We start from the raw sequence: 19,154 nt of genomic DNA, 5'->3' as shown, positions 1-19,154 counted from the left end.
ACCGCCGGGTGGTGTCCGCCGGGTCGGCGGGGGTCGCTTCGCCGTGCTCAGGAGCCTTCACGGGACCAACTCAACCACGGACGAATGGCTCCGTTCAGCAAAACACTTGACCTGAATATGGTTATTTATGCCACATTGAGAGGTTTAGGGTAGCGAGGGATCACCCCAACCCTCCCGAACACCCACACGAGTGCCTACACTCATTACCGTCCCGTGACTCTCCCCGCGGTAGCGCGCCAGTGAGTATCGAGGGCCCCTGGTAGTCCGACGGCCGCCGGCCCCGCACCGGGAAAGACGAGTAGAAGCGACCGCAGCGCCCCGTGCCCGCAGGGGACGCACGCGGGCCCGAGGAGCGACCACACCGTGCAGTCCGATGACCTGAGCCGAGTGGACGACTACGCCGACTTCTGGGCGCCCGATCCCGCGACCCGCACCTGGCGGGAAGCTCTCGTGGACTGCACGGACGCCCTCCCCTCCCTCCGCACCCTCTGGCGCCCGGGCCGCAACCGGGTGGCCGTGGTCGCCCTCTCCCTGTTCACCGCGACGGCCGCGTTCCCCCTGCCCGTCTCGGCCGCCCCCGGGTTCGTACCCCGGGAGCCGGAGAGCATGAGCGAACTCCAGTCCCGCGCCGAGAGCCTGACCGAGGAGTACAACGGCGAACTGCGCGACATGGAGGCGGTCCTGGAGGAGGCCGAGCGGGCCCAGGAACGCGCCGAGGCCACCAGTGAGGACGTGCAGGAGGCCCAGGACCAGGTGAGGTCCCTGGCCGTGGCCACCTACACCAGCAGCGGAATCGCCCCCTCGATGTCCCTGTTCGTGGAGGCCGAGCCCGACGAGGTCATCGACCGCGCCATCATCATCGACTACCTCTCCAGTACCAACCAGGAGAAGATCGACCAGCTCGACCAGGCGCACTCACGCGACGAGGTCGCCCAGGAGAACGCGGAGGAGCGGCTGGCGGAGGCCCAGGAGGACCTGGACGAGCTGGAGGACCGCCGGATGGACGTGCGCCGCCTCATCGCCGACCACCCGGAACAGCCCATGCAGCCGCACAACAACCTCACCCCGCGCACGGAGCAGATGCGCGACCTGGTGGTTCAGGAGTTCGGGCCAGGAGAGGACGTGGGCGGCTACGGCTGTTACCGGGCCGTGGGCGGCTGGGTGGTCGGCGAGCACCCCAAGGGCCGGGCCTGCGACTTCATGGTGGACGCGAACGGCAGTATGCCCTCCCAGGAGCAGGTCGACCGCGGCTGGGCGATCTCCGAGTGGGCCCGGGACAACGCCGACGACCTCGGAATCATGTACGTCATCTACCGGCAGCAGATCTGGGACGTGCGCCGCGGCGACACCGACTGGCGCCCGATGGCAGACCGGGGCAGCATCACCGAGAACCACTTCGACCACGTGCACATCTCGATGTTCTGATCGGTGCCGCCGCGGCGGCGGTGCGCCCGTGGCCACATCCGGTCACGGATCCTCCCCGGCGGCGACCGGCGAACGCCCGTCGGAGTCGGTCATGTCACATCCGGAGCGCCGTGTCCACGTTTCGAGACGGGAAACCCCGGCGCGGAGGGGTGTGCATTACCTCCCCCACGGGCACCTGTCCACGGGTCGACATCACGATTGAATCACTCCCAAGGCGACCTCTTTCGCGAGAAGCACGAAACGGTGACGATTCCCCCCGTTACCCCTGGTCCGCCCTGCCCTCCGGACGCCAGTCGCGGTTAGGATGCAACACGTCCCGACCCCTGGCCTGCGGGGAACCGACCCGCCGGCTCCACCGCGGAGGTCGGCGCCCCGTTCGAACCGGGGACACCCTCACGACACGGGGAACTCCCGCCCACGCCGCCCGCTCTCGCCCGCGGAACCGGCGCCCGGAGCGGGGCCACCTCCCCCACGGTTCCCCGTGCTGTCACCCACCCGGCGATCCGCCGGTGGCCACCACGGGAACTCGTGAGAACCCAAAGGCGTGAACGCGCGCCTAAGACAACACGGTCACCACATCACCGGGCGAGGGAGCCATGAGCGAAAACGGACCTTACAACCAGCCACCGCAGAACCCTTACGGTGGCGGGGACGGCACCGGCGGCCAGCCGCCCTACGGTCAGCCGCACGGAGGCCCCTACGGCGACCCCGGCACCGGCGGTCAGCCCGGCTACGGCCAGGCCCCGTACCCGGGCGCGCCCGGGCAGGACCAGGGCATGTACGCGGGCGGCCAGCCGCCCTACGGCGCCCCCGTCGGACCCGGTGGCCCCCCTGGCCCCGGAGGGCCCATGGGCCCCGGCGGACCCGGCGGCTATCCCCCCGCCCCGCCACCCCAGGGCGGTGGCAGCAAGGCAGGCCTGTGGGTGGTCATCGGCGGCGGTGTGGTCATCGTCGTCCTGGTGATCGCCGTGGTCGCCATGCTGGTCACCAACGGCAACCGCGGCGAGGAGATCGCGACCGGATCCGGGGAGACCACGCAGGAGGAACCCGCCGAGGAGGAGCCCGCGGAAGAGGAGCCCGCCGAGGAGCCCGCGACCAACGAGGGCCCCAGCGGTGAGCCGCCCTACGCGCTGCCCGCCGAACCCTGCGACTCCTTCAGCGAGCAGGTCCAGTCCGACTTCCTGCTCCGCGACAGCGGCAGCAAGTACGTCTCCGACAACACCTCCAGCTGCTCCGAGACCGCCGAGGTGCCCGAGGGCAACCCCGACGACGCCTACGGGTACCTGGAGATCGGCTACAGCCTGCCCTACAGCGCCAGCGACTCCAACGAGGCCGCCGCCCAGGACTTCCAGGAGACGATCGACAACATCACCGGCGAGGGCTACAGCGACCGCTACTCGGCGGACGACATCGAGGAGAACAAGGCCGTCGACGGCCTGGGCGACGAGGCCCACCTCGTCGTGACCAAGTACGAGATGCTGGGCAACCTGGTCCCCGAGGCCACGCTCCTGGTCCGTGCGGACAACCTCGTCGTCGAGGTCAACTACTACCTCGACGACTTCAACGGTGACACGGAGGACCTCACCCTTCCGGACGACATCGAGGGCATCATGGTCAACGCCGCCACCGAGGCGATGAACCTGGTCGGCACCTGACCCGGGTCCGGGCCGGACTCCGGTCGGGACACCGAAGGGGGGCCGCGGCTGTCGCGGCCCCCCTTCCGCCGTTCCTCCCCCGTCAGCCCCCGCCGGGGGCCACGGGTCAGCCCCCGGTCGGCGTCCGGGCGCCGATCTCGGCGCGGACCCGGCGGGCCGCCTCCACCATGTTGCGCAGGGCCTGCTCGGCCTCGGCGTAACCGCGGGTCTTCAGACCGCAGTCCGGGTTGACCCACAGGTTCCCGGCCTCCACGTGCCGCACCGCCAGCCGCAGCGAGGCCTCGATCTCCTCCACCGAGGGCACCCGCGGCGAGTGGATGTCGTACACGCCCGGGCCGATCCCCCGCCGGTAGCCGCGCCGGCCCAGGGCCGCCACGAGTTCCATCCGCGAACGGGCCGCCTCGACGCTGGTGACGTCGGCGTCCAGCGCCTCGATGCCGCCGACGATCTGGTTGAACTCCGAGTAGCACATGTGGGTGTGGACGGTCGTGGTCGGTGCGACCCCGGAGGTGGCCAGGCGGAACGAACGCACCGCCCAGTCCAGGTACTCCTGCCGCCGTTCCTCCCGAAGCGGCAGCAGTTCCCGCAGGGCCGCCTCGTCCACCTGGATGTGGCGGATGCCCGCCCTCTCCAGATCAGCGACCTCGTCGCGCAGGGCCAGGCCGACCTGGAGGGCGGTCTCGCCCAGCGGCTGGTCGGTCCGGACGAACGACCAGGCGAGCATGGTGACCGGTCCCGTCAGCATGCCCTTGACCGGCTTGTCGGTGCGCGACTGGGCGTAGGTGATCCACTCGACCGTCATCGGCTCGGGGCGCGAGACGTCACCGAACAGGATCGGGGGACGTACGCAGCGCGAACCGTAGGACTGCACCCACCCGTTCCGGGTGGCGGCGTAGCCCTCCAACTGCTCCGCGAAGTACTGGACCATGTCGTTGCGCTCGGGCTCGCCGTGGACGAGGACGTCCAGGCCGATCTCCTCCTGAAGCGCGATGACGCGGTCGATCTCCGCGCGGAGGATCCGCTTGTACTCCTCGGTGGGCAGCTCGCCCCGACGGTGCGCGGCACGCGCGCGGCGCAGCTCGGGGGTCTGCGGGAAGGAACCGATGGTGGTCGTGGTGAGCGCGGTGTCGGTGGGGGCGCCCCGCTCCTCGGGACGCTCGTAGGCATCCGGGCCCAGAGCGTCCAGGCGGGCGCGCACCCGGGCGTCGGTGAAGGACGGGGGCCGGGTCCCGACCGCGTCGAAACCGGTGTCCGCACCCTCGGACAGGACGCGGCCGAGCAGGGCCACCTCCTCGGCCTTCTGCCTGGCGAAGGCCAGCGCACCGCGCAACTCGGGAGCGAGGGCGGTCTCGGCGTCCAGGTCGATGGGGACATGGAGCAGCGAGCAGGAGGTACTCACGGTGAGCTCGTCGGTGAGGGCGAGCAGGGTACCGAGTTCGGCCACGGCGGCGGGCAGGTCCGTGCGCCAGACGTTGCGGCCGTCCACGACGCCCGCGACCAGCCGGGTGGCACCCAGGCCGGAGACCGCGGCCAGGTCCTCGACGCCCTCCGGGTCGGTGACCAGGTCGAGGCCGACCGCCTCCACCGGGGAGTTCTTGAGCACACGCAGGGCGGCGGCGCCGATGGAGCCGAAGTAGGTGGAGACCAGGAGCGCGGGGCGCTCGGTGAGAGACCCCAACCGCTGGTAGACGCGTTCCAGGTGGCCGACGGCGGCGCGGCCCTCGTCGGTGGCCAGGATCGGCTCGTCGAGCTGGACCTCGGTGGCGCCCGCCTCCTCGAGGTCGCCCAGAAGCTTGGCATAGGCGTCCAGGAGCTGGTCGAGCAGCTCGATCGGTTCCCAGCCCTCGGGAGCGTCGTCGGCGGCCTTGGCCAGCAGGAGGAAGGTGAGCGGGCCGAGCAGCACGGGGCGGGTCCGGAAACCGGCCTCGGAGGCCTCGCGGAACTCCGCGACGGGTTTGTCACCGACCAGGCGCGGCCGGGTGCTCGGGGACAGCTCCGGAACCAGGTAGTGGTAGTTGGTGTCGAACCACTTGGTCATCTCCAGGGGCGGTGCGCCCTGCTCGCCGCGGGCGAGCGCGAAGTAGCGGCGCAACTGCTCGTCCCGGTCCCCGGCCTGGGCCGGGGAGGGGAAGCGGGAGGGGACCAGGTCGAACAGGACCGCCGTGTCCAGCACGTGGTCGTAGGGGGAGAACGTGTTGGACGGGAGGTCGTCCACGCCCGCCTCCCGCAGTTGGGCGTAGACGCCCCTGCGGAGTTCGGAGGCGACGGCGTCGAATTCCCGGGCGGTGGTGTCGCCCTTCCAATAGGACTCACTGGCGCGCTTGAGCTCACGGTCGGGGCCGATGCGCGGGTAGCCGTGCACCGTGGAACGCACGGTGGTCCTGGGAGCCCCCGGGGTCGTGGTCATGAAGCTTCTCTCCCTCGTCGAAAGCCGGGTACCGGCCGCGAGGCGAGCGAGGACGCGGACATGCCGGAGAACGCTTTCTCAGCGCACGGCCGTCTCCGCCCTCGGCCCTCCCTCGGGGCACGGGACCACCGGCGGCACGGGTGCGCCGCCGGGCGGAGGCAGGTCTTCGGACTCGTGGGCGCTTCCGGCGTGAGGGCCGGTTCTCCTAGCAGTCGCCGCTTCCCAGTTCCCGACCTTTCCGGTCGGTTCACCAGTGCTTATGGCGACGGTCGTTCCCACTCACCGCTGCGGGGCAGTCCCGGAGTCGCACCGGGTTCCCTCTTTCGACACGCACCACCCGCCCCGGAGGGCCTCCGAGGTGGAAAGGATGGAGCGTGTACCTTCCACTCCTGCAAGTATAGGAGCGCCCCTCCGCCCCTGACCCCGGCGCGGCCCTCGCCCGCACGAGACGAACCCCCGCCGTGTGCTCGGCATCACAACCGACATCAGCGTTACGTGGGAGAGCGCGCCCCCGCCTCCCCCGCGAACGTTCGTCTGACGATGAACGTGGAGAACCCCAGGTGAAGCAGCAAGACCGTCCGACCATGTCCCCCGACCGGCCCCTACTCACGGTCGCGTTCGCGATGGTCGTCCTACTGGGACTGGTGTTGTCGGCGGCCAGGCCCCCGGGCCTGATCGAGGACACCGCCGAGACCCAGAGGACGGCCGGGCAGCCCGAGGAGGACGTGCGCCTCCCCGCCACCGGCGAACCCGACGAACTGACCGTCGTGGACCCCGCCGCGCTCCCCGGACTCACCGAGACCGAGATCGCCTACGAGGGCGGGAGCGAGGTCGCAGTCAGCTACCCGGCGATCCCCAACGCCGAACCCCTGGCGGACTTCCTGGACCGCACCCTGACCGCCCAGGCGCACGCCTTCGAGGCCGCGAACCCCGGTGCGCGCTCGTTCGTCGGCGAGTGGGGGCTGACCGCGGCGGAAGGCGGGATCGTGGGGGTCCGGATGACCACCACCGAAACCGACTCCGAGGAGACCCGCGAGGGCCACAGCACCTACTGGTACGAGACCGGCAAGGGCGCGGTCCACGGCTCCAGCCGTCTGCTCGCCGGACAGCAGGAGCTGGCCGAACTCAACGACCGGGTGCGCGAGGCCGTGTCGGACACCGCCGCCGCACCCGCCGCCCTGCACCCGATCAGCTCCCTGTACGACTCCGTGGGGTTCAACCCCGACGGAGACCTGGTGGTGGAGTTCGACTCCGGACAGGTCGCCCCCGCCTCCGAGGGCCGTGTCCACGCCGTGATCGACCGGGACGAGGCCCAGGACCTGCTCTCCGACCTCGGGCTGCGCGTGCGCGAGGCCGCGACCACGGGCGTACGCGAGTTCTCGGTGGCCGAGGCCCCCGAGGCGGACAAGGACGGTTCCGAGGCAGCAGCGCCCGGCGTACTGCCCCCGCGCGAGGACTCCGTCGACTGTGCCGACCCCGACACCAGGTGCGTGGCGCTGACCTACGACGACGGCCCCGGCGGACGGACCCCCGAACTGCTGGACGCCCTGGCCGAGCACGACGCCCGGGCCACCTTCTTCGTCACCGGGCACCCGGTCATGGAGAACCCGTGGATCGTGCGGCGCACCTACGCGGAGGGCCACGAGCTGGCCAACCACACGCTGAGCCACCCGGACCTGACGACGCTCGGAACCGGTTCGGCCCGCGCGGACCTGGACACGACCCAGGCCCTGGTGTACCGGGAGACCGGTTACACGATGGACCTGATGCGGCCGCCCTACGGGGCCACGGACGACGGGGTCGCCGAGCTCACCGCGGAACTGGGGCTGGCACAGATCCTGTGGAGCGTGGACACCAACGACTGGAAGGACCGCAAGGCGCACGTGGTCCGCAAGCGCGCCGTGAACGGTGCGTCCGAGGGCGCCATCATCCTGATGCACGACATCCACGACACCACCATCGACGCCTCGGTCGACATCATCCGAGAACTGGACGAACGCGGTTACACCATGGTCACGGTGTCGCAGCTGCTGGGCACGACCGAGCCCGGCGAGGTCTACGTCGACGGCGTACCCGAACCTCCCACGGAGGAGGACGGGGCGGAGAACACCGAGGAGGAGGAAGCGGGCGAGAGGAAGTGACCTGAGGGAACACTTCCGACCCGGGGCGGTGTCCACATGTGGACACCGCCCCGGGGCAGGGTCCGCTCTCCCTTATGTTGCTCCCAGCAGCCGTGCGAGCACCTCCGGACGAGGGAGTCGGGTTTTGTCGTCGAGGAGAGTCCAACCGGACCGAACCGTCCCCCGAGCGCGCCCGGGGACCCGCCCGCTCCGGTCCGGTGCCCTGCTGGTCGTGCTGGCCCTCGCACTGGCCGCCTGCGGGAGCCGGGTCGCGGACGGGGAGGACCCCGATCGGCTCGCCGTGCTGGCGGACGGGCCCCGCGAGGGTGTCGGAGAGTGGCGCGGCGACGCCGGGGACTTCACGGAACACCCGCACCAGCCGGAGGGGGTCCGGGTCAGTGTCGCCCACCCGGAGTTCGAGGACGCCGAGGCGTTCACCGAGAGCCTGGCGGCACGTGTGGACGAGGAGGTCCAGGACTTTCGCGGGGGCACCCGCGACCCGGTGAGCCTGGACATCGGCTGGGAACTGGTGGCCGCGGGTGAGGGCGTCCTCGGGGTACGGCTGGTCCGCACCGAGGAGGACATGCACGGCCTGCGCGAGGGCTACGCGACGTACTGGTACGACGCCCGCACGGGGGGCACGGCCTACTCCACCGAACTGCTGGCCGGGCAGGAGGAGTTGGCCGAGCTCAACGCGATCGCGCGCGAGGACCTGGCCGACGACGGGGACGTGGACACCGACGGCCTGCATCCGGTGCTGCGGACCTATGACTCGATCGGCTTCAACGGCACCGGAGACCTGGTGGTGGAGTTCGACGACGGGCACCTGTCACCGGCCGTCGAGGGGCACGTGCCGGACAGCGCCCCCGGACGCAAGACCGTGGTGGTCGACCACGAGGAGACCGCGCCGCTGCTCTCGGAGCTGGGAGAGCGGGCCCGGAAGGCCGCCCTCGTGGACGGAGCCGACCTGGCCCTGCCCGAGGCGGAGGGCGTCGGGCCGGGCTCCGGCGCCGCTCCGCCCGGGACCTTCACCGCGGGCGACCCCGACGTGGACTGCTACGACGGGGAGACCAAGTGCGTGGCCCTGACCTTCGACGACGGCCCGGTCGAGGCCACGGCGCACCTGCTGGACACCCTCGCCGAGAAAGAGGTGCCGGCCTCGTTCTACCTGAACGGCGACCCGGTCCTGACCCGTCCGGGCGTGCTGCGCCGGGCCTACTCCGAGGGGCACGAGATCGCCAGCCACGGGGACCGGCACGAGCACATGAACAGGATGGCCCCCGAGGCCCTGCCCGGTCAGACGGCCGCGGTGAGCGCGATGGTCCGCAGGCAGACCGGGCACACGGTGGAACTGTTCCGGCCGCCCTTCGGCGCCACCGGCGAGGGGGTGCACGCGGAGATCGCGGGCCAGGGCATGGCCGAGGTGGCGTGGACGGTCGACAGCCAGGACTGGGAGGGGCTGGACCGCGACCAGATCGTGGCGAACGTCCTCTCCCGGGTCGAGCCGGGGGCCGTGGTGCTGATGCACGACCCCCTGGCCCCCACCCTGGCGGCCGTTCCGGAGATCGTCGAGCGGCTGCGCGAACAGGACTACGTGTTCGTGACGAGCAGCCAGGCGATCGGGGGCCCCGAACCCGGAAACGTCTACCCGCCCGACTGGGACGGCGACTGGTAGGGCCGGGGTGTCGGAAGGGCCACGGCAGAAGATCCGGTCGGCGGCCGGAAAGCGGCACGGGGGCGAAGGCGGGAGTCCCCGTCGTCGCCCCCGTGCCGTCGCAGGACATCGGATCCGGGGCGGCGGCTGAACCGTCGATCCGGTTTCGTGCGTCAGTCGGCCCCGGGGGCTTCCGGGACCACCTTCAGCGCCGGGGCCGGGGCGTCGGAGCCGACGGCCTCCTGGATGGACCGGTACCCGGCGGCGCGGACCAGCCTGACCAGGCCGCGGTGGATGCGCCGGGGCCAGAACGGACCGCCGTAGATCAGCCCGGTGTAGCCCTGGACCAGGGTCGCACCGGCACGGATGCGGGCCCAGGCGTCCTCGGGGGTCTCGATACCGCCGACCGCGACCAGGGTCACCCGGTCGCCCACCCGGGAGCGCAGACGGCGCAGGACCTGGAGCGAGCGCTCCTTGAGCGGGGCACCCGACAGTCCCCCGGCACCGGCCGCCTCGACCTCGGTGTCGGGGGTGTCCAACCCGGCACGGGAGATCGTGGTGTTGGTGGCGATGACGCCGTCCAGCCCCTCGGCCAGGGCCAGGTCGGCCACGGCGTCGATGTCCTCGTCCGCCAGGTCCGGGGCGATCTTGACCAGCAGCGGCAGTTCGGGGCGGCCCGCCTCGGCGAGGGCCTCCCGGACCGCGGCGACCAGGGGACGCAACTGTTCCACGCCCTGAAGGTTGCGCAGTCCGGGGGTGTTGGGCGAGCTGACGTTGATGACCATGTAGTCGGCGTAGGGCGCCAGCCGCAGCGCGCTCAGCGCGTAGTCGGCGGGAGCCTCGGCCTCGGGTGTCACCTTGGTCTTGCCGATGTTGACACCGACCACCGGCCCCCGTCGCTGGTGGTGCAGGCGTTCGGCGACCAGTGCCGACCCCTCGTTGTTGAAACCCATCCGGTTGACGATGGCGCGGTCGGCCACGAGCCGGAACAGACGCGGCTTGGGGTTGCCCGGCTGCGGGTGGGCGGTGACGGTGCCCACCTCGACATAGCCGAAGCCCAGGGCGGCCAGGCCGCCCGGACTCTCGGCGTTCTTGTCGAAACCGGCGGCCATACCCAGCGGCCCGGGGAACTCCCGGCCCAGGGCGTGGACGGTCAGCTCGGGTTCACGCGGCCCCAGAACCCTGCCCATGGCCTCCGCCACGCCGGGAACTGCGGTCACACCGCGCAGCGCGGCGAAGCTCAGCTTGTGGACCTTCTCCGCGTCCATGTGGCGCAGGACCGAGCTGAAGAGGATCTGGTAGAACACGGTCATCCGTTTCCGTCTCCCTCGCGTTCCGCGAGGAAGCGTTCGAGTTCCGCGCCGAGCTCCTCGGCGGTGGGCAGCCCCGACCCGTCGTCGGACAGCGGAACGGTCCCGCCGTCCTCGTCCGAGCGCGAGGACATGATGTCGTCGTACTGGCGTTCCAGGTTGGCGACCACGCGTTGGATCTCCTCGGAGGCCGCGACCTGCTCGGCGATCTCCACGTCCGTGGCTCCGGCCACCTCCTCCAGGTCCTCGGTGGACACGGCCAGACCGGTGGCCCCGGCCACGTACTCGGTGGCGGCGATGGCCGCCCGCGGGTACGTGGACTGGGCGAGGTAGCTGGGCACGTGGATGGCGTAGCCCACGAAGTCGTGGCCCTTCTCCCCCAGGCGGTATTCCAGCAGGGAGACCGCGCTCCCGGGCACCTCGACCCGACCGATCCACGGGGTGTGCCCCGCCACCAGTTCGGGCCGGGTGGAGTGCGGGGTGACCGTGACCGGCCGGGTGTGCGGAACCGCCATGGGGATGCCGTGGGTACTGATGGACAGCGAGACGGCGAACCGCTCGACCAGTTCCTGGACGGCCGCGACGAAGGCCTCCCACTCACGGTCGGGCTCCGGGCCGTGCAGGACCAGGAAGGGGTTCGCCTCCTCGTCGTGCATCCGGTACAGGGCCAGTTTGGGCGGGCTGTACTCGGTCCAGGCGTTCTCGACAAAGGTCATCGGCGGCCGGCGGGAGCGGTAGTCCACCAGGAGGTCGGTGTCGAAGACCGCGACCTCCTCGGCGGTGAAACGTTCGAACAGCGCCTCGGCCATCTGTTGGCCGGCGTTTCCGGCGTCGACGAAACCGTCCAGACAGACGAGCATCGCCAGACCGGTGACGTCGTCGAAGCCGGGATGGAGTTCGTACAGGTCTGCGGGGTCACGCACCGGGTTCTCGTCTCCAAAACTGGTCGGGGCCGCAGGGGGTGCGACGCATCCGTTCCGGGTCGCCGGGAGGACGCCTCATGACACTCGACGGGGTCGCTGTGCCCTGCTTTTCCACAATACCGACCCGGAACGGGTGGGGCCGGACCCCGACCCCCCGGAGGTGAGCACGGCCACACCCTGGCCCGTGCCGCTCCCGGCCCGTGCCCACCGGGGAGCCGGACCGCGCGGCGTTGCGCGGCCCGGCGGTGAATCACCGGCGGAGGTTCACCGCTGGCCGGCTACCCGCAGGGTTCTGAGGCGGTTGAGGACCGCGGCGATCTCGTGGCGGCGCGGCAGGACGTAGTCGCCGCCGAAGTCGTCCCCGAGCAGGGTGACCCCCTGTTCGGCCAGGGCTTCCTCCAGGGAGTCCAGCGCCTCGGCCAGGGTGCGTGTCCCGTCCAGGTGCCGTCCCCGGACCAGGGCGCGCAGGGCCAGCCCCGCCCCGGTGATCTGGTTCGGGTCGACGAACTGCTCCACCGAGCGCACGTCGACGTCGCTCTCCCCGAAGACCAGGACGTCCATGTCGCGGCGCTTGAGCTTGCCGCGCCCCCGGTCGGTGCGGTCGTCCACCGACCCGGGGTCGAGGACGCGGGCGCGGGGCAGTGCGAACCGGGCGTCGGTGCGCTCGTGCGCCAGCGCGCGGGCACGCTCGGTGACGTCGTGCGGGTGGTAGGAGTCCAGCATGATCACCTGGTCGGCGACGTCGAAGTAGTCACCGCTGCCGCCCATGACCAGGACCGTGGAGACCCGGTGTTCGCGGTGCAGGGGGCGCACCAGGTCGATGAACGGCACCAGGGGTTCCCGGTCGCCGTGCACCAGGGCCTGCATGCGCTCGTCGCGGATCATCAGGTTGGTGGCGGTGGAGTCCTCGTCCACCAGCAGGGTGTGCGATCCGGCCTCCACCGCCTCGCAGATGTTGGCCGCCTGCGAGGTGGACCCGGAGGCGTTCTCGGTGCGGAAGTCGCTGGTGTCTGCGCCGGTGGGCAGGTTGCGCACGAACGGGCTGACGTCCACCCGTTCCACCCGGCGCCCCTCCTCGGCACGGATCTTGACCGCGTCGGCGCGGGTCACCACCAGCTCGCGGCCGTCCCCGGGCACGTGGTCGTACACGCCGCGCTCCAGGGCGTGCAGCAGGGTGGACTTGCCGTGGAACCCCCCGCCGACGATCAGGGTGATGCCCTCGGGCACGCCCATGCCGGTCACGGTTCCCCGGTGCGGTAGGTCCACGCTGACACGCAGGCTCTCGGGCGAGGAGAAGGGCACCACAGCCTCACCGGCCATGGGCTCGTCGCTCACCCCGCTGCGCCGGGGCAGGACCGCCCCGTCGGCGACGAAGGCGACCAGACCACGGCTGTCGAGGGAATCGCGCAGGGCGACGGTGTCGGCCACACTGTCCGCGAAGGCCTCGGCCTCCTTCTGGTCGATCTCGTCCCAGTCGAGGTCGTCGACCAGCTCCGGAACGGTGCGGCAGAGCTCACGCTCGGCGCTGCGGCCGTCGATCCGGCGCCCGTGCCCGGGCAGGTCCAGGCCGATCCGCAGGTCCAGCGCGCCCTCCTCGGTGACCTGACAGGAGGACCGGGCGATGACCTCCTGGCCGCCGGTGTCGATCTTGAGCAGGGAGCCCCGCAGCAGTCGGCGGGCGCGCCGCCCCAGGTGGTCGGCGGTGGCCCGGCGGCGGACCGGGTCGGTGTAGGCGCCGGCCGGGATGCCCGCGTCGGGGCGCAGGATCCGGATCCGCGAGGGCGGAGCGAAGGGGTCGGCCTGGACCCGCTGCACGGTGAGAGTGAAGTCACCGAAGTCCCAGTCGCCCTTGAGGGACTTGTAGCGCCCGTAGGAGGCGCCGTTCATCTTCAGGAGCTCCTCGGAGAGCCGGGCCTCGTCGCGCACCCCGCGGATGGGTTCGGGTTCGGGCTTGCGGCCACCGCCGCCGCCACGGCCACCACCGCCGCCGTGCCGGCGCCCCTGGCCGCCGTTCCCCCGCTGTTGCGCCATCGGTTCCCCCGTATCGCTGAGACGTCACTTCCCGGCCAGGTTAGGACTTCTGCGAGGTTCTCGCTCCGACCCTGTGCACAACCCGCCCCGTGCCGGGCCCGGACGGACGCCGACTCGGGGAGGTCCGTTGCCCTTCTCCCGTCCCGGGGCTAGGTTGCGCAAAAGTCCTCCCAGACAAGGAGTTCCGCCGTGAGCACCGTCCTGTTCGCCCCGGAGACCTTCAACCTCGCCGAGACGACTCGGGCGATCGAGGTGGCGCGCTGCCTGCGGGACCGGCACGAGTGCGTGTTCGCGGGGTACTCCGAGCGGTACGCGGACCTGGTGGAGGCGGCCGGGTTCGAGTACCGTCCGCTGAGTCCGGTGCTCACCGAGGAACAGGCCGACCAGGCGATCCGCTTCGACCGGGGGCGCGGTGTCGGCCACCCGTTCACCGCCGGGGTGTTCCGGGCCCGGGTGGCGAGCGAACGGGAGCTCAACCACCTGCTGCGCCCGGCGGCGACCGTCATCGGCAGCACGCTCAGCCAGTTCGTCTCGGCGCGTGCCGACGGGATCCCCCTGGTCTACGTCAAGCCGTTCGCGTACTCGTGGCCGCACCTGCGCCAGACCCGTGCGGTGCCGGTGCTCGGCGGGCGCGGCCGTCTCGCCCGCACTGTCGACGCCGCAACCGCGTACCTGCTGCGCGAGGCGGCCCGGTACACCACCATCAAACCGGGAGGGTGGGCCCGGGTGGCCCGGGAGAACGGGGTGCGGTTGCCCCGCCGCACCGTCGAGTCCCTGGACGGGGACCTCAACCTCGTCGCGTCCCTGCGGCTGCGCCCCTACCTGTTGCCCCCGAACTACCACTGGGTCGGCCCCGTGTACGCGCGCCTGGGCGAGGAGGTGCCCGCCGAGGTGGAAGAGCTGGCCGGGAGGGCCAGGAGACAGAGGCGGCCGGTGGTGTACTTCGCCATGGGCAGTTCCGCCGACCGGGAAATCGTGCTCGGGGTCCTGCGGGAGCTGTCCCGCCTCCCGGTGACCGTCCTGGCACCGGTCGCCCGCTACCTGCGGCCCGAGGACCGCACCGGGCTCGGGCCGCACGTGCATGTGTTCGACCTGCTCCCCGCGCACCTGCTCGGCGACCTGATCGACGCCTCCGTCATCCACGGCGGGGAGGGCACCGTGCAGACCGCCGCCGCCTCGGGCAAACCGTTCGTGGGGATCGGCCTGCAGATGGAACAGCGCTGGAACGTCGACGAGTGCGTGCGGTTCGGCAACGCGGTGGGGCTCACCCCCCGGCAGGCCCGGGGCGAGCCGCTGCGCAGGGCCTTCGAGTCGGTGCTGCACGACCCGAACCTGCGCGCCCGCGCCCGCGAGCTGCGCCGGCACCTGGCCGGGACGGACGGGGCCCGGGCCGCCGCCGACCACATCCACACCCTGATCGGAGAGCGTTCGTGAACTCCCCCCGGCTGGAACCGGTCCTGAACCTCCTCGACGGCACGTTCCTGCCGCTGTCCGGCGACCTCACCCCCGACGAACTGGATGCCTTCCTCCGCGTGTGGAGCCGGTACGGCAGGGTGGAGACGCCTCGTGAGCTCCTCGGGAAGGAGATGGCCCTGGTGCCCGGCGGCCTGCGCGCGCGAGGACGGTGAGTAGCGACGTGATGAGGGTTCTGGGCGCTGGCCGGCGCCATGGGCCAAAAGAGCAACTCAACCAGCGTGGGGCTCATACGTCCTGAGCGCGTGCTCGACCCGCATCCGCTGGGTGCGGTGCATGGAAAGCCCTGCGATCTCCTCCGGTCGGTACCAACGGACCTCGTATGACTCACCGCTGGCCCGTAGCTCCCCACTCACCACACGGGCCCTGAAACAGATGTTGAACTGGCGGCGCACCTCGCCGTCGCTGTAGGCGATGACGTGCCGGGCATCGGTGTAGGTACCCACCAGCCCGATCACCTCCACCTCGTAACCGGTCTCCTCCAGGGTCTCCCGGACCGCGGCTTCGGGCAGGCTCTCGGCCATCTCCATCGCCCCGCCTGGCATCGCCCACAGGCCGTTGTCCACCCTTCTTTGCAGCAGGATGCGGCCGTCAACGTCGATAACCGCCGCGCTGGCCGCCACCACGAGGCTGTTCGGTTCCGGGGCCTCCGGATCGTCGTAGTACTCGGTTCGCGCCATGTCCTACTTCACTCCTTAAGAGGCCGGGCCGTCCGCCACACAGCGTCCACACTGGCAGCGTAGGCATCGAAGAGTCCATCAGAACCCTTGCGGCGCAAGCGAAACAGGGTGTTTCCATAGGCGTTGACCCCGTACAGATGAGTGTTGACGAACATGTGGTCGTCGGCCCGATAGACCGAGTTGTACAACGTCGTGGAGTGCAGACCCACGTCGATACCCGCGACTCCGAGCAGCGGCCGGTAGTGCATGGCGGCCAGGAGACAGCGCGATTCGATTCCGTGGCCGAAACTCTCCTCCTCTCCCCGCACACGGACCGCGTCACAATTCGGGTCCGCGATGAGTACACGGACACGCACTCCCCGTCCAGCCCTGTCCTTCAACAGATGGTGCCAGTCGGAGATCTGCTCATGAAGGAACAGGGCGGCGTAGACGAGGATGTCGATATCAGCGGCCTCCTCCAGACCGCCGAGCACGCATACGCACTCCTCACTGAGTGCACTCCCCACGCGATTAAACAGGACGTCGAACGCCTGGTGGAGTTGCGACTGCGCCGCCAACAAGTACTCGACCGGACCCCAGAACCCCTGCACCTCTGGGCGATCATGGAAGAACACGTGATCCGCCGCCCGGTCGGTGGCACGGAGGTACACCACAGGCAGCTCCAACACCTGCTCTCCATGCAGGAGCGCCCGACCGTCACCATCCAGGTCATCCCGACCTCCTTCGGAGCGCACGCGGGCCTGGACGGACCCTTCTCGCTCCTGGAGATCGGAGACAGCTACCCCACCCTCGTCTACATCGAGAGTCGAGGCGGCAACCTCTACAAGGAAGGCATAAGAGATACCGGACTCTACAAGTCTCTATACGATCAGATTCAAGGCGCAGCACTGCCCCCAGTAGAGTCAGCGAAGCTCATCAGGAAGATCATGGAGGAGACCGCATGACGCGCCGCGGCCAGAACCAAGAAGAGGAGAGCGCGGCATGGTTCAAGTCCAGCTACTCAAGCGGCTCTGCCAACTGTGCCGAAGTCTCACACACGCAGAAGCCCTCCCGTAAGTCCACCTACAGCGGCGGCGACAATTGCGTCGGGGTCTCCGAAGGGCCACGCACCGGGGTCCGAGACACCAGGAACCGCGAACTCGGCGCACTCTTCTTCGACGCCACCGAGTGGCGAGCCTTCCTGGGCACGACCCAGGGCGACAAAGCCTAGTCAACGCGGCCAGCATCAAACGAAAAGCCCTCGGCGTATGCACACCGAGGGCTCCCTGCTGCGTGCAGGGCTCATCCATCACGACCCATGAAGCAAAGGGCCATCCCTTGCTGAACTGCGCAAAGGCAACTTGATCCAGCCTAGCTCAGGTCCTTCACGAGGACTCCACGAGAGGAGACTCAAACTTGCTACATGGTTCGTGCTGAAAAGCAGCGGGTCCCCACACCCCGAGCTCCCGGACCTCTGTGGTCGGAGCGGGTTCGGGGTCCCGCCCCGACCACCAGAGGCCGCCAGTCGGGCAGGAGGGGGTACCGCGCCGACCGACTGGGAGGACGTGGTCCGTCCGGAAGTAAGGGGACCTCCGGTCAGACCGCGCCCCGACACCTCCGCGGAGGGGGTGGGGGTGTCGTGGAACTATTCTTACCGGATCCGGGAGCACCGTACGGGTGAAACCGGGAATCCGGCGGGAAGCGGCTCCGCTCCGACGGAACGAATCAGGCGATAGCCGCCCGGAACGCCCGGTCGTGCTGGTCAACCGGAGTGTCCTCCAGGTCCGCGACGAACACCGCCACCGGCTGTCCGCCCCTCTCCCCGATCTCCGCGGCCAGCCTCTTCCACTCCACGAGGTTGGGGTGCTGGAGCTCGGTGCAGGCCTCGGCCGGGGCCAGGGCGTCGACGGCCGCACCGAGACGGTCGGGGGTGAGCTCGTAGGTGGCGGTACCCGAGGTGTGTGCGCACTCGACGGCCAGGACGACGGCGGGCAGCGGACTCGTACCGACGTTGGTCAGCCCGAAGACGGTCTCCCCGTCCCGGTGCACACCCACCGCGTAGGCCGCGGGACGCCGCCAGCCCTCGTGCCCGGCCTCCAGCCGCTCACGCGCGGCGTTGATCTCTTCCCGGGTTCTCCACTGCTCCACGGGGCCTCCTCACAGGTTCAGGTTTCCGGTCGCGACGGTAACAGCGTCGCCACCGATGAGGACCCGGTCCCCGGCCAGGCGCAGGTGCAGGTCACCACCGCGCCGGGAGGCCTGGTGGGCGAGGAACTCGGTGCGGCCGAGGCGCTCGGCCCAGAACGGGGCCAGGACGGTGTGCGCGCTACCCGTCACCGGGTCCTCCGCGATGCCCACGTTGGGAGCGAAGAATCGGGAGACGATGTCGGGTCCGCCCTCTCCTCGTGCGGTGACGATGACCCCGCGGGCACGGATCCCGGAGAGCCGGGTCTGGTCGGGGGCGAGGGAGCGGACCGCGGCCTCGTCGGCGAGTTCGACGAGGAGGTCGTCGGTACCGCCGCGGCCGACCCACAGCGGCTCGGCGCCGAGCGCCTCCGCCAGCCCCTGCGGCACCTTCATCTCGGTGGCGGGGCGGGCGGGGAAGTCCATCCAGAGCTTGCCGTCCCTGTGCTCGACGGTCAGGATCCCGCTGCGCGTGGTGAACCGGTACGGACCCGCGACACCGAGTTCGGTGAGGGCGTGCGCGGTGGCCAGGGTGGCGTGCCCGCACAGGGCGACCTCGGTGGCCGGGGTGAACCAGCGCAGCTCGAAGTCGGCGTCGGGGCCGTCCACCCGGCGGGCGAAGGCGGTCTCGGAGAGGTTGAACTCCGCGGCGACCCCCTGGGCCCAGGAGTCGGCGTAGGGCTCGTCCAGGACGAGGACGGCGGCGGGGTTGCCGTAGAGGGGGCGGTCGGTGAAGGCGTCGACGACGCGGTACTCGTGCATGGGTCCATTCTGTCGAATGGACCGGACCATCCAAGGGCCAATTCCGAGCAAAATGGCCCCTGTCCGGGAGGTCACCGAAAACGGCCCTACTGGAGGTGGGGCTCGTCCAGGATGAACATGGTCTGGGTGCTCTTCACCTCGGGCAGGCGCTGGAGCCGCTCCAGGACGAAGGTGCGCAGGGCCGCGGCGTCGGCCACCCGGACCAGCAGGAGGAGGTCCACGTCGCCGGAGACGAGGGCGGCGTGGTCGACCTCGGGGATGTCGCGCAGGTAGCCGCGGAACCTCTCCCAGGAGTGCTGTTCGATCCGTACCGAGACGTAGGCGGAGAGCGCGGTGCCGTACTTCTCGGGGTCGATGACGGCGGTGTAGCCCCTGATCACCCCCTCGTCGCGCAGGCGTTCGAGGCGGGAGTAGGCGTTGGCCCGGGAGATGTGCGCGCGTTCGGCGACGGCGCGGATGGACATACGGCCGTCGTCGCGCAGGAGGGCGATGATCCGACGGTCGGTGTCGTCCAGCTGCACGGCCATGTGTCTTACCTCATACCGTCCGTA

General features: G+C 70.6%; 17 protein-coding genes and 1 riboswitch. Of the genes, 8 read left to right on the top strand and 9 right to left on the bottom strand.

The window, feature by feature from the left end; all coding sequences use genetic code 11:
• The first annotated feature begins 363 nt into the window (after positions 1–363).
• A complete protein-coding gene (locus ACUKCB_RS02145) occupies positions 364–1,425 on the top strand; it encodes a coiled-coil domain-containing protein (RefSeq protein WP_473038761.1) in 1,062 nt (353 codons plus the stop codon).
• Between the two features lie 596 nt (positions 1,426–2,021).
• Entirely contained in the window at positions 2,022–3,080 is a 1,059-nt protein-coding gene (locus ACUKCB_RS02140) for a DUF3558 domain-containing protein (protein WP_473038760.1), read from the top strand.
• Between the two features lie 106 nt (positions 3,081–3,186).
• Here ACUKCB_RS02140 and metE read toward each other — a convergent pair whose 3' ends face one another.
• Positions 3,187–5,487 carry a 5-methyltetrahydropteroyltriglutamate--homocysteine S-methyltransferase gene (metE, locus tag ACUKCB_RS02135; RefSeq protein ID WP_473038759.1) on the bottom strand — a complete coding sequence of 767 codons (2,301 nt, stop codon included), beginning with the start codon at positions 5,485–5,487 and terminating at the stop codon, positions 3,187–3,189.
• Between the two features lie 140 nt (positions 5,488–5,627).
• Positions 5,628–5,857, bottom strand: a riboswitch (cobalamin riboswitch).
• Between the two features lie 214 nt (positions 5,858–6,071).
• On the opposite strand from metE, the gene ACUKCB_RS02130 reads away from it, so the two are divergent.
• Together ACUKCB_RS02130 and ACUKCB_RS02125 are read left to right on the top strand one after the other, a co-directional pair.
• A complete protein-coding gene (locus ACUKCB_RS02130; protein ID WP_473040892.1) occupies positions 6,072–7,628 on the top strand; it encodes a polysaccharide deacetylase family protein in 1,557 nt (518 codons plus the stop codon).
• Between the two features lie 124 nt (positions 7,629–7,752).
• Positions 7,753–9,282: a polysaccharide deacetylase family protein gene (locus ACUKCB_RS02125; RefSeq protein WP_473038758.1), complete on the top strand. Its 1,530-nt coding sequence runs from the start codon at positions 7,753–7,755 to the stop codon at positions 9,280–9,282.
• 152 nt (positions 9,283–9,434) lie between these two features.
• Here the strand turns inward: ACUKCB_RS02125 and ACUKCB_RS02120 are convergent, their stop codons facing one another.
• From ACUKCB_RS02120 to ACUKCB_RS02110, 3 genes are all read right to left on the bottom strand, one after another.
• Positions 9,435–10,574 (bottom strand): quinone-dependent dihydroorotate dehydrogenase, encoded by a 1,140-nt coding sequence (locus ACUKCB_RS02120; protein WP_473038757.1) that lies wholly within the window; start codon positions 10,572–10,574, stop codon positions 9,435–9,437.
• Positions 10,571–11,494, bottom strand: coding sequence for a proteasome assembly chaperone family protein (locus ACUKCB_RS02115; protein ID WP_473038756.1), 924 nt, complete (start codon positions 11,492–11,494; stop codon positions 10,571–10,573). The genes ACUKCB_RS02120 and ACUKCB_RS02115 overlap by 4 nt, the downstream gene beginning before the upstream one ends.
• A gap of 264 nt (positions 11,495–11,758) precedes the next feature.
• Positions 11,759–13,525, bottom strand: coding sequence for an ABC-ATPase domain-containing protein (locus ACUKCB_RS02110; protein ID WP_473038755.1), 1,767 nt, complete (start codon positions 13,523–13,525; stop codon positions 11,759–11,761).
• 189 nt (positions 13,526–13,714) lie between these two features.
• Between ACUKCB_RS02110 and ACUKCB_RS02105 the strand changes: the two genes are divergently transcribed.
• Complete coding sequence (locus ACUKCB_RS02105) at positions 13,715–14,959, top strand: glycosyltransferase (RefSeq protein WP_473038754.1); 1,245 nt, start codon at positions 13,715–13,717, stop codon at positions 14,957–14,959.
• Complete coding sequence (locus ACUKCB_RS02100; RefSeq protein WP_473038753.1) at positions 14,956–15,153, top strand: hypothetical protein; 198 nt, start codon at positions 14,956–14,958, stop codon at positions 15,151–15,153. The genes ACUKCB_RS02105 and ACUKCB_RS02100 overlap by 4 nt, the downstream gene beginning before the upstream one ends.
• Before the next feature lie 57 nt (positions 15,154–15,210).
• On the opposite strand, the gene ACUKCB_RS02095 is transcribed toward ACUKCB_RS02100, so the two are convergent.
• The gene (locus ACUKCB_RS02095; protein WP_473038752.1) at positions 15,211–15,678 is read right to left on the bottom strand and encodes an NUDIX domain-containing protein; all 468 of its coding nucleotides are present in this window, start codon (positions 15,676–15,678) and stop codon (positions 15,211–15,213) included.
• Positions 15,679–15,686: 8 nt separating this feature from the next.
• Positions 15,687–16,184 (bottom strand): transcriptional regulator, encoded by a 498-nt coding sequence (locus ACUKCB_RS02090; RefSeq protein ID WP_473038751.1) that lies wholly within the window; start codon positions 16,182–16,184, stop codon positions 15,687–15,689.
• Here ACUKCB_RS02090 and ACUKCB_RS02085 point away from each other — a divergent pair.
• Complete coding sequence (locus tag ACUKCB_RS02085; protein WP_473038750.1) at positions 16,086–16,622, top strand: DUF5753 domain-containing protein; 537 nt, start codon at positions 16,086–16,088, stop codon at positions 16,620–16,622. The genes ACUKCB_RS02090 and ACUKCB_RS02085 overlap by 99 nt on opposite strands.
• The gene (locus ACUKCB_RS02080; protein WP_473038749.1) at positions 16,619–16,888 is read left to right on the top strand and encodes a DUF397 domain-containing protein; all 270 of its coding nucleotides are present in this window, start codon (positions 16,619–16,621) and stop codon (positions 16,886–16,888) included. The genes ACUKCB_RS02085 and ACUKCB_RS02080 overlap by 4 nt, the downstream gene beginning before the upstream one ends.
• Before the next feature lie 494 nt (positions 16,889–17,382).
• Here the strand turns inward: ACUKCB_RS02080 and ACUKCB_RS02075 are convergent, their stop codons facing one another.
• From ACUKCB_RS02075 to ACUKCB_RS02065, 3 genes are all read right to left on the bottom strand, one after another.
• Positions 17,383–17,805, bottom strand: a complete 423-nt coding sequence (locus ACUKCB_RS02075; RefSeq protein ID WP_473038748.1) for a hypothetical protein — start codon at positions 17,803–17,805, stop codon at positions 17,383–17,385.
• 9 nt (positions 17,806–17,814) lie between these two features.
• Positions 17,815–18,603, bottom strand: coding sequence for a PhzF family phenazine biosynthesis protein (locus ACUKCB_RS02070; RefSeq protein ID WP_473038747.1), 789 nt, complete (start codon positions 18,601–18,603; stop codon positions 17,815–17,817).
• Positions 18,604–18,689: 86 nt separating this feature from the next.
• Positions 18,690–19,130, bottom strand: coding sequence for an Lrp/AsnC family transcriptional regulator (locus ACUKCB_RS02065; RefSeq protein ID WP_452541599.1), 441 nt, complete (start codon positions 19,128–19,130; stop codon positions 18,690–18,692).
• Positions 19,131–19,154 lie beyond the last annotated feature (24 nt).

The organism is Nocardiopsis moroccensis (assembly GCF_055763695.1).
The sequence above is the reverse complement of the archived record's forward strand: the minus strand, read 5'-3'. Positions and strand labels throughout refer to the sequence as shown.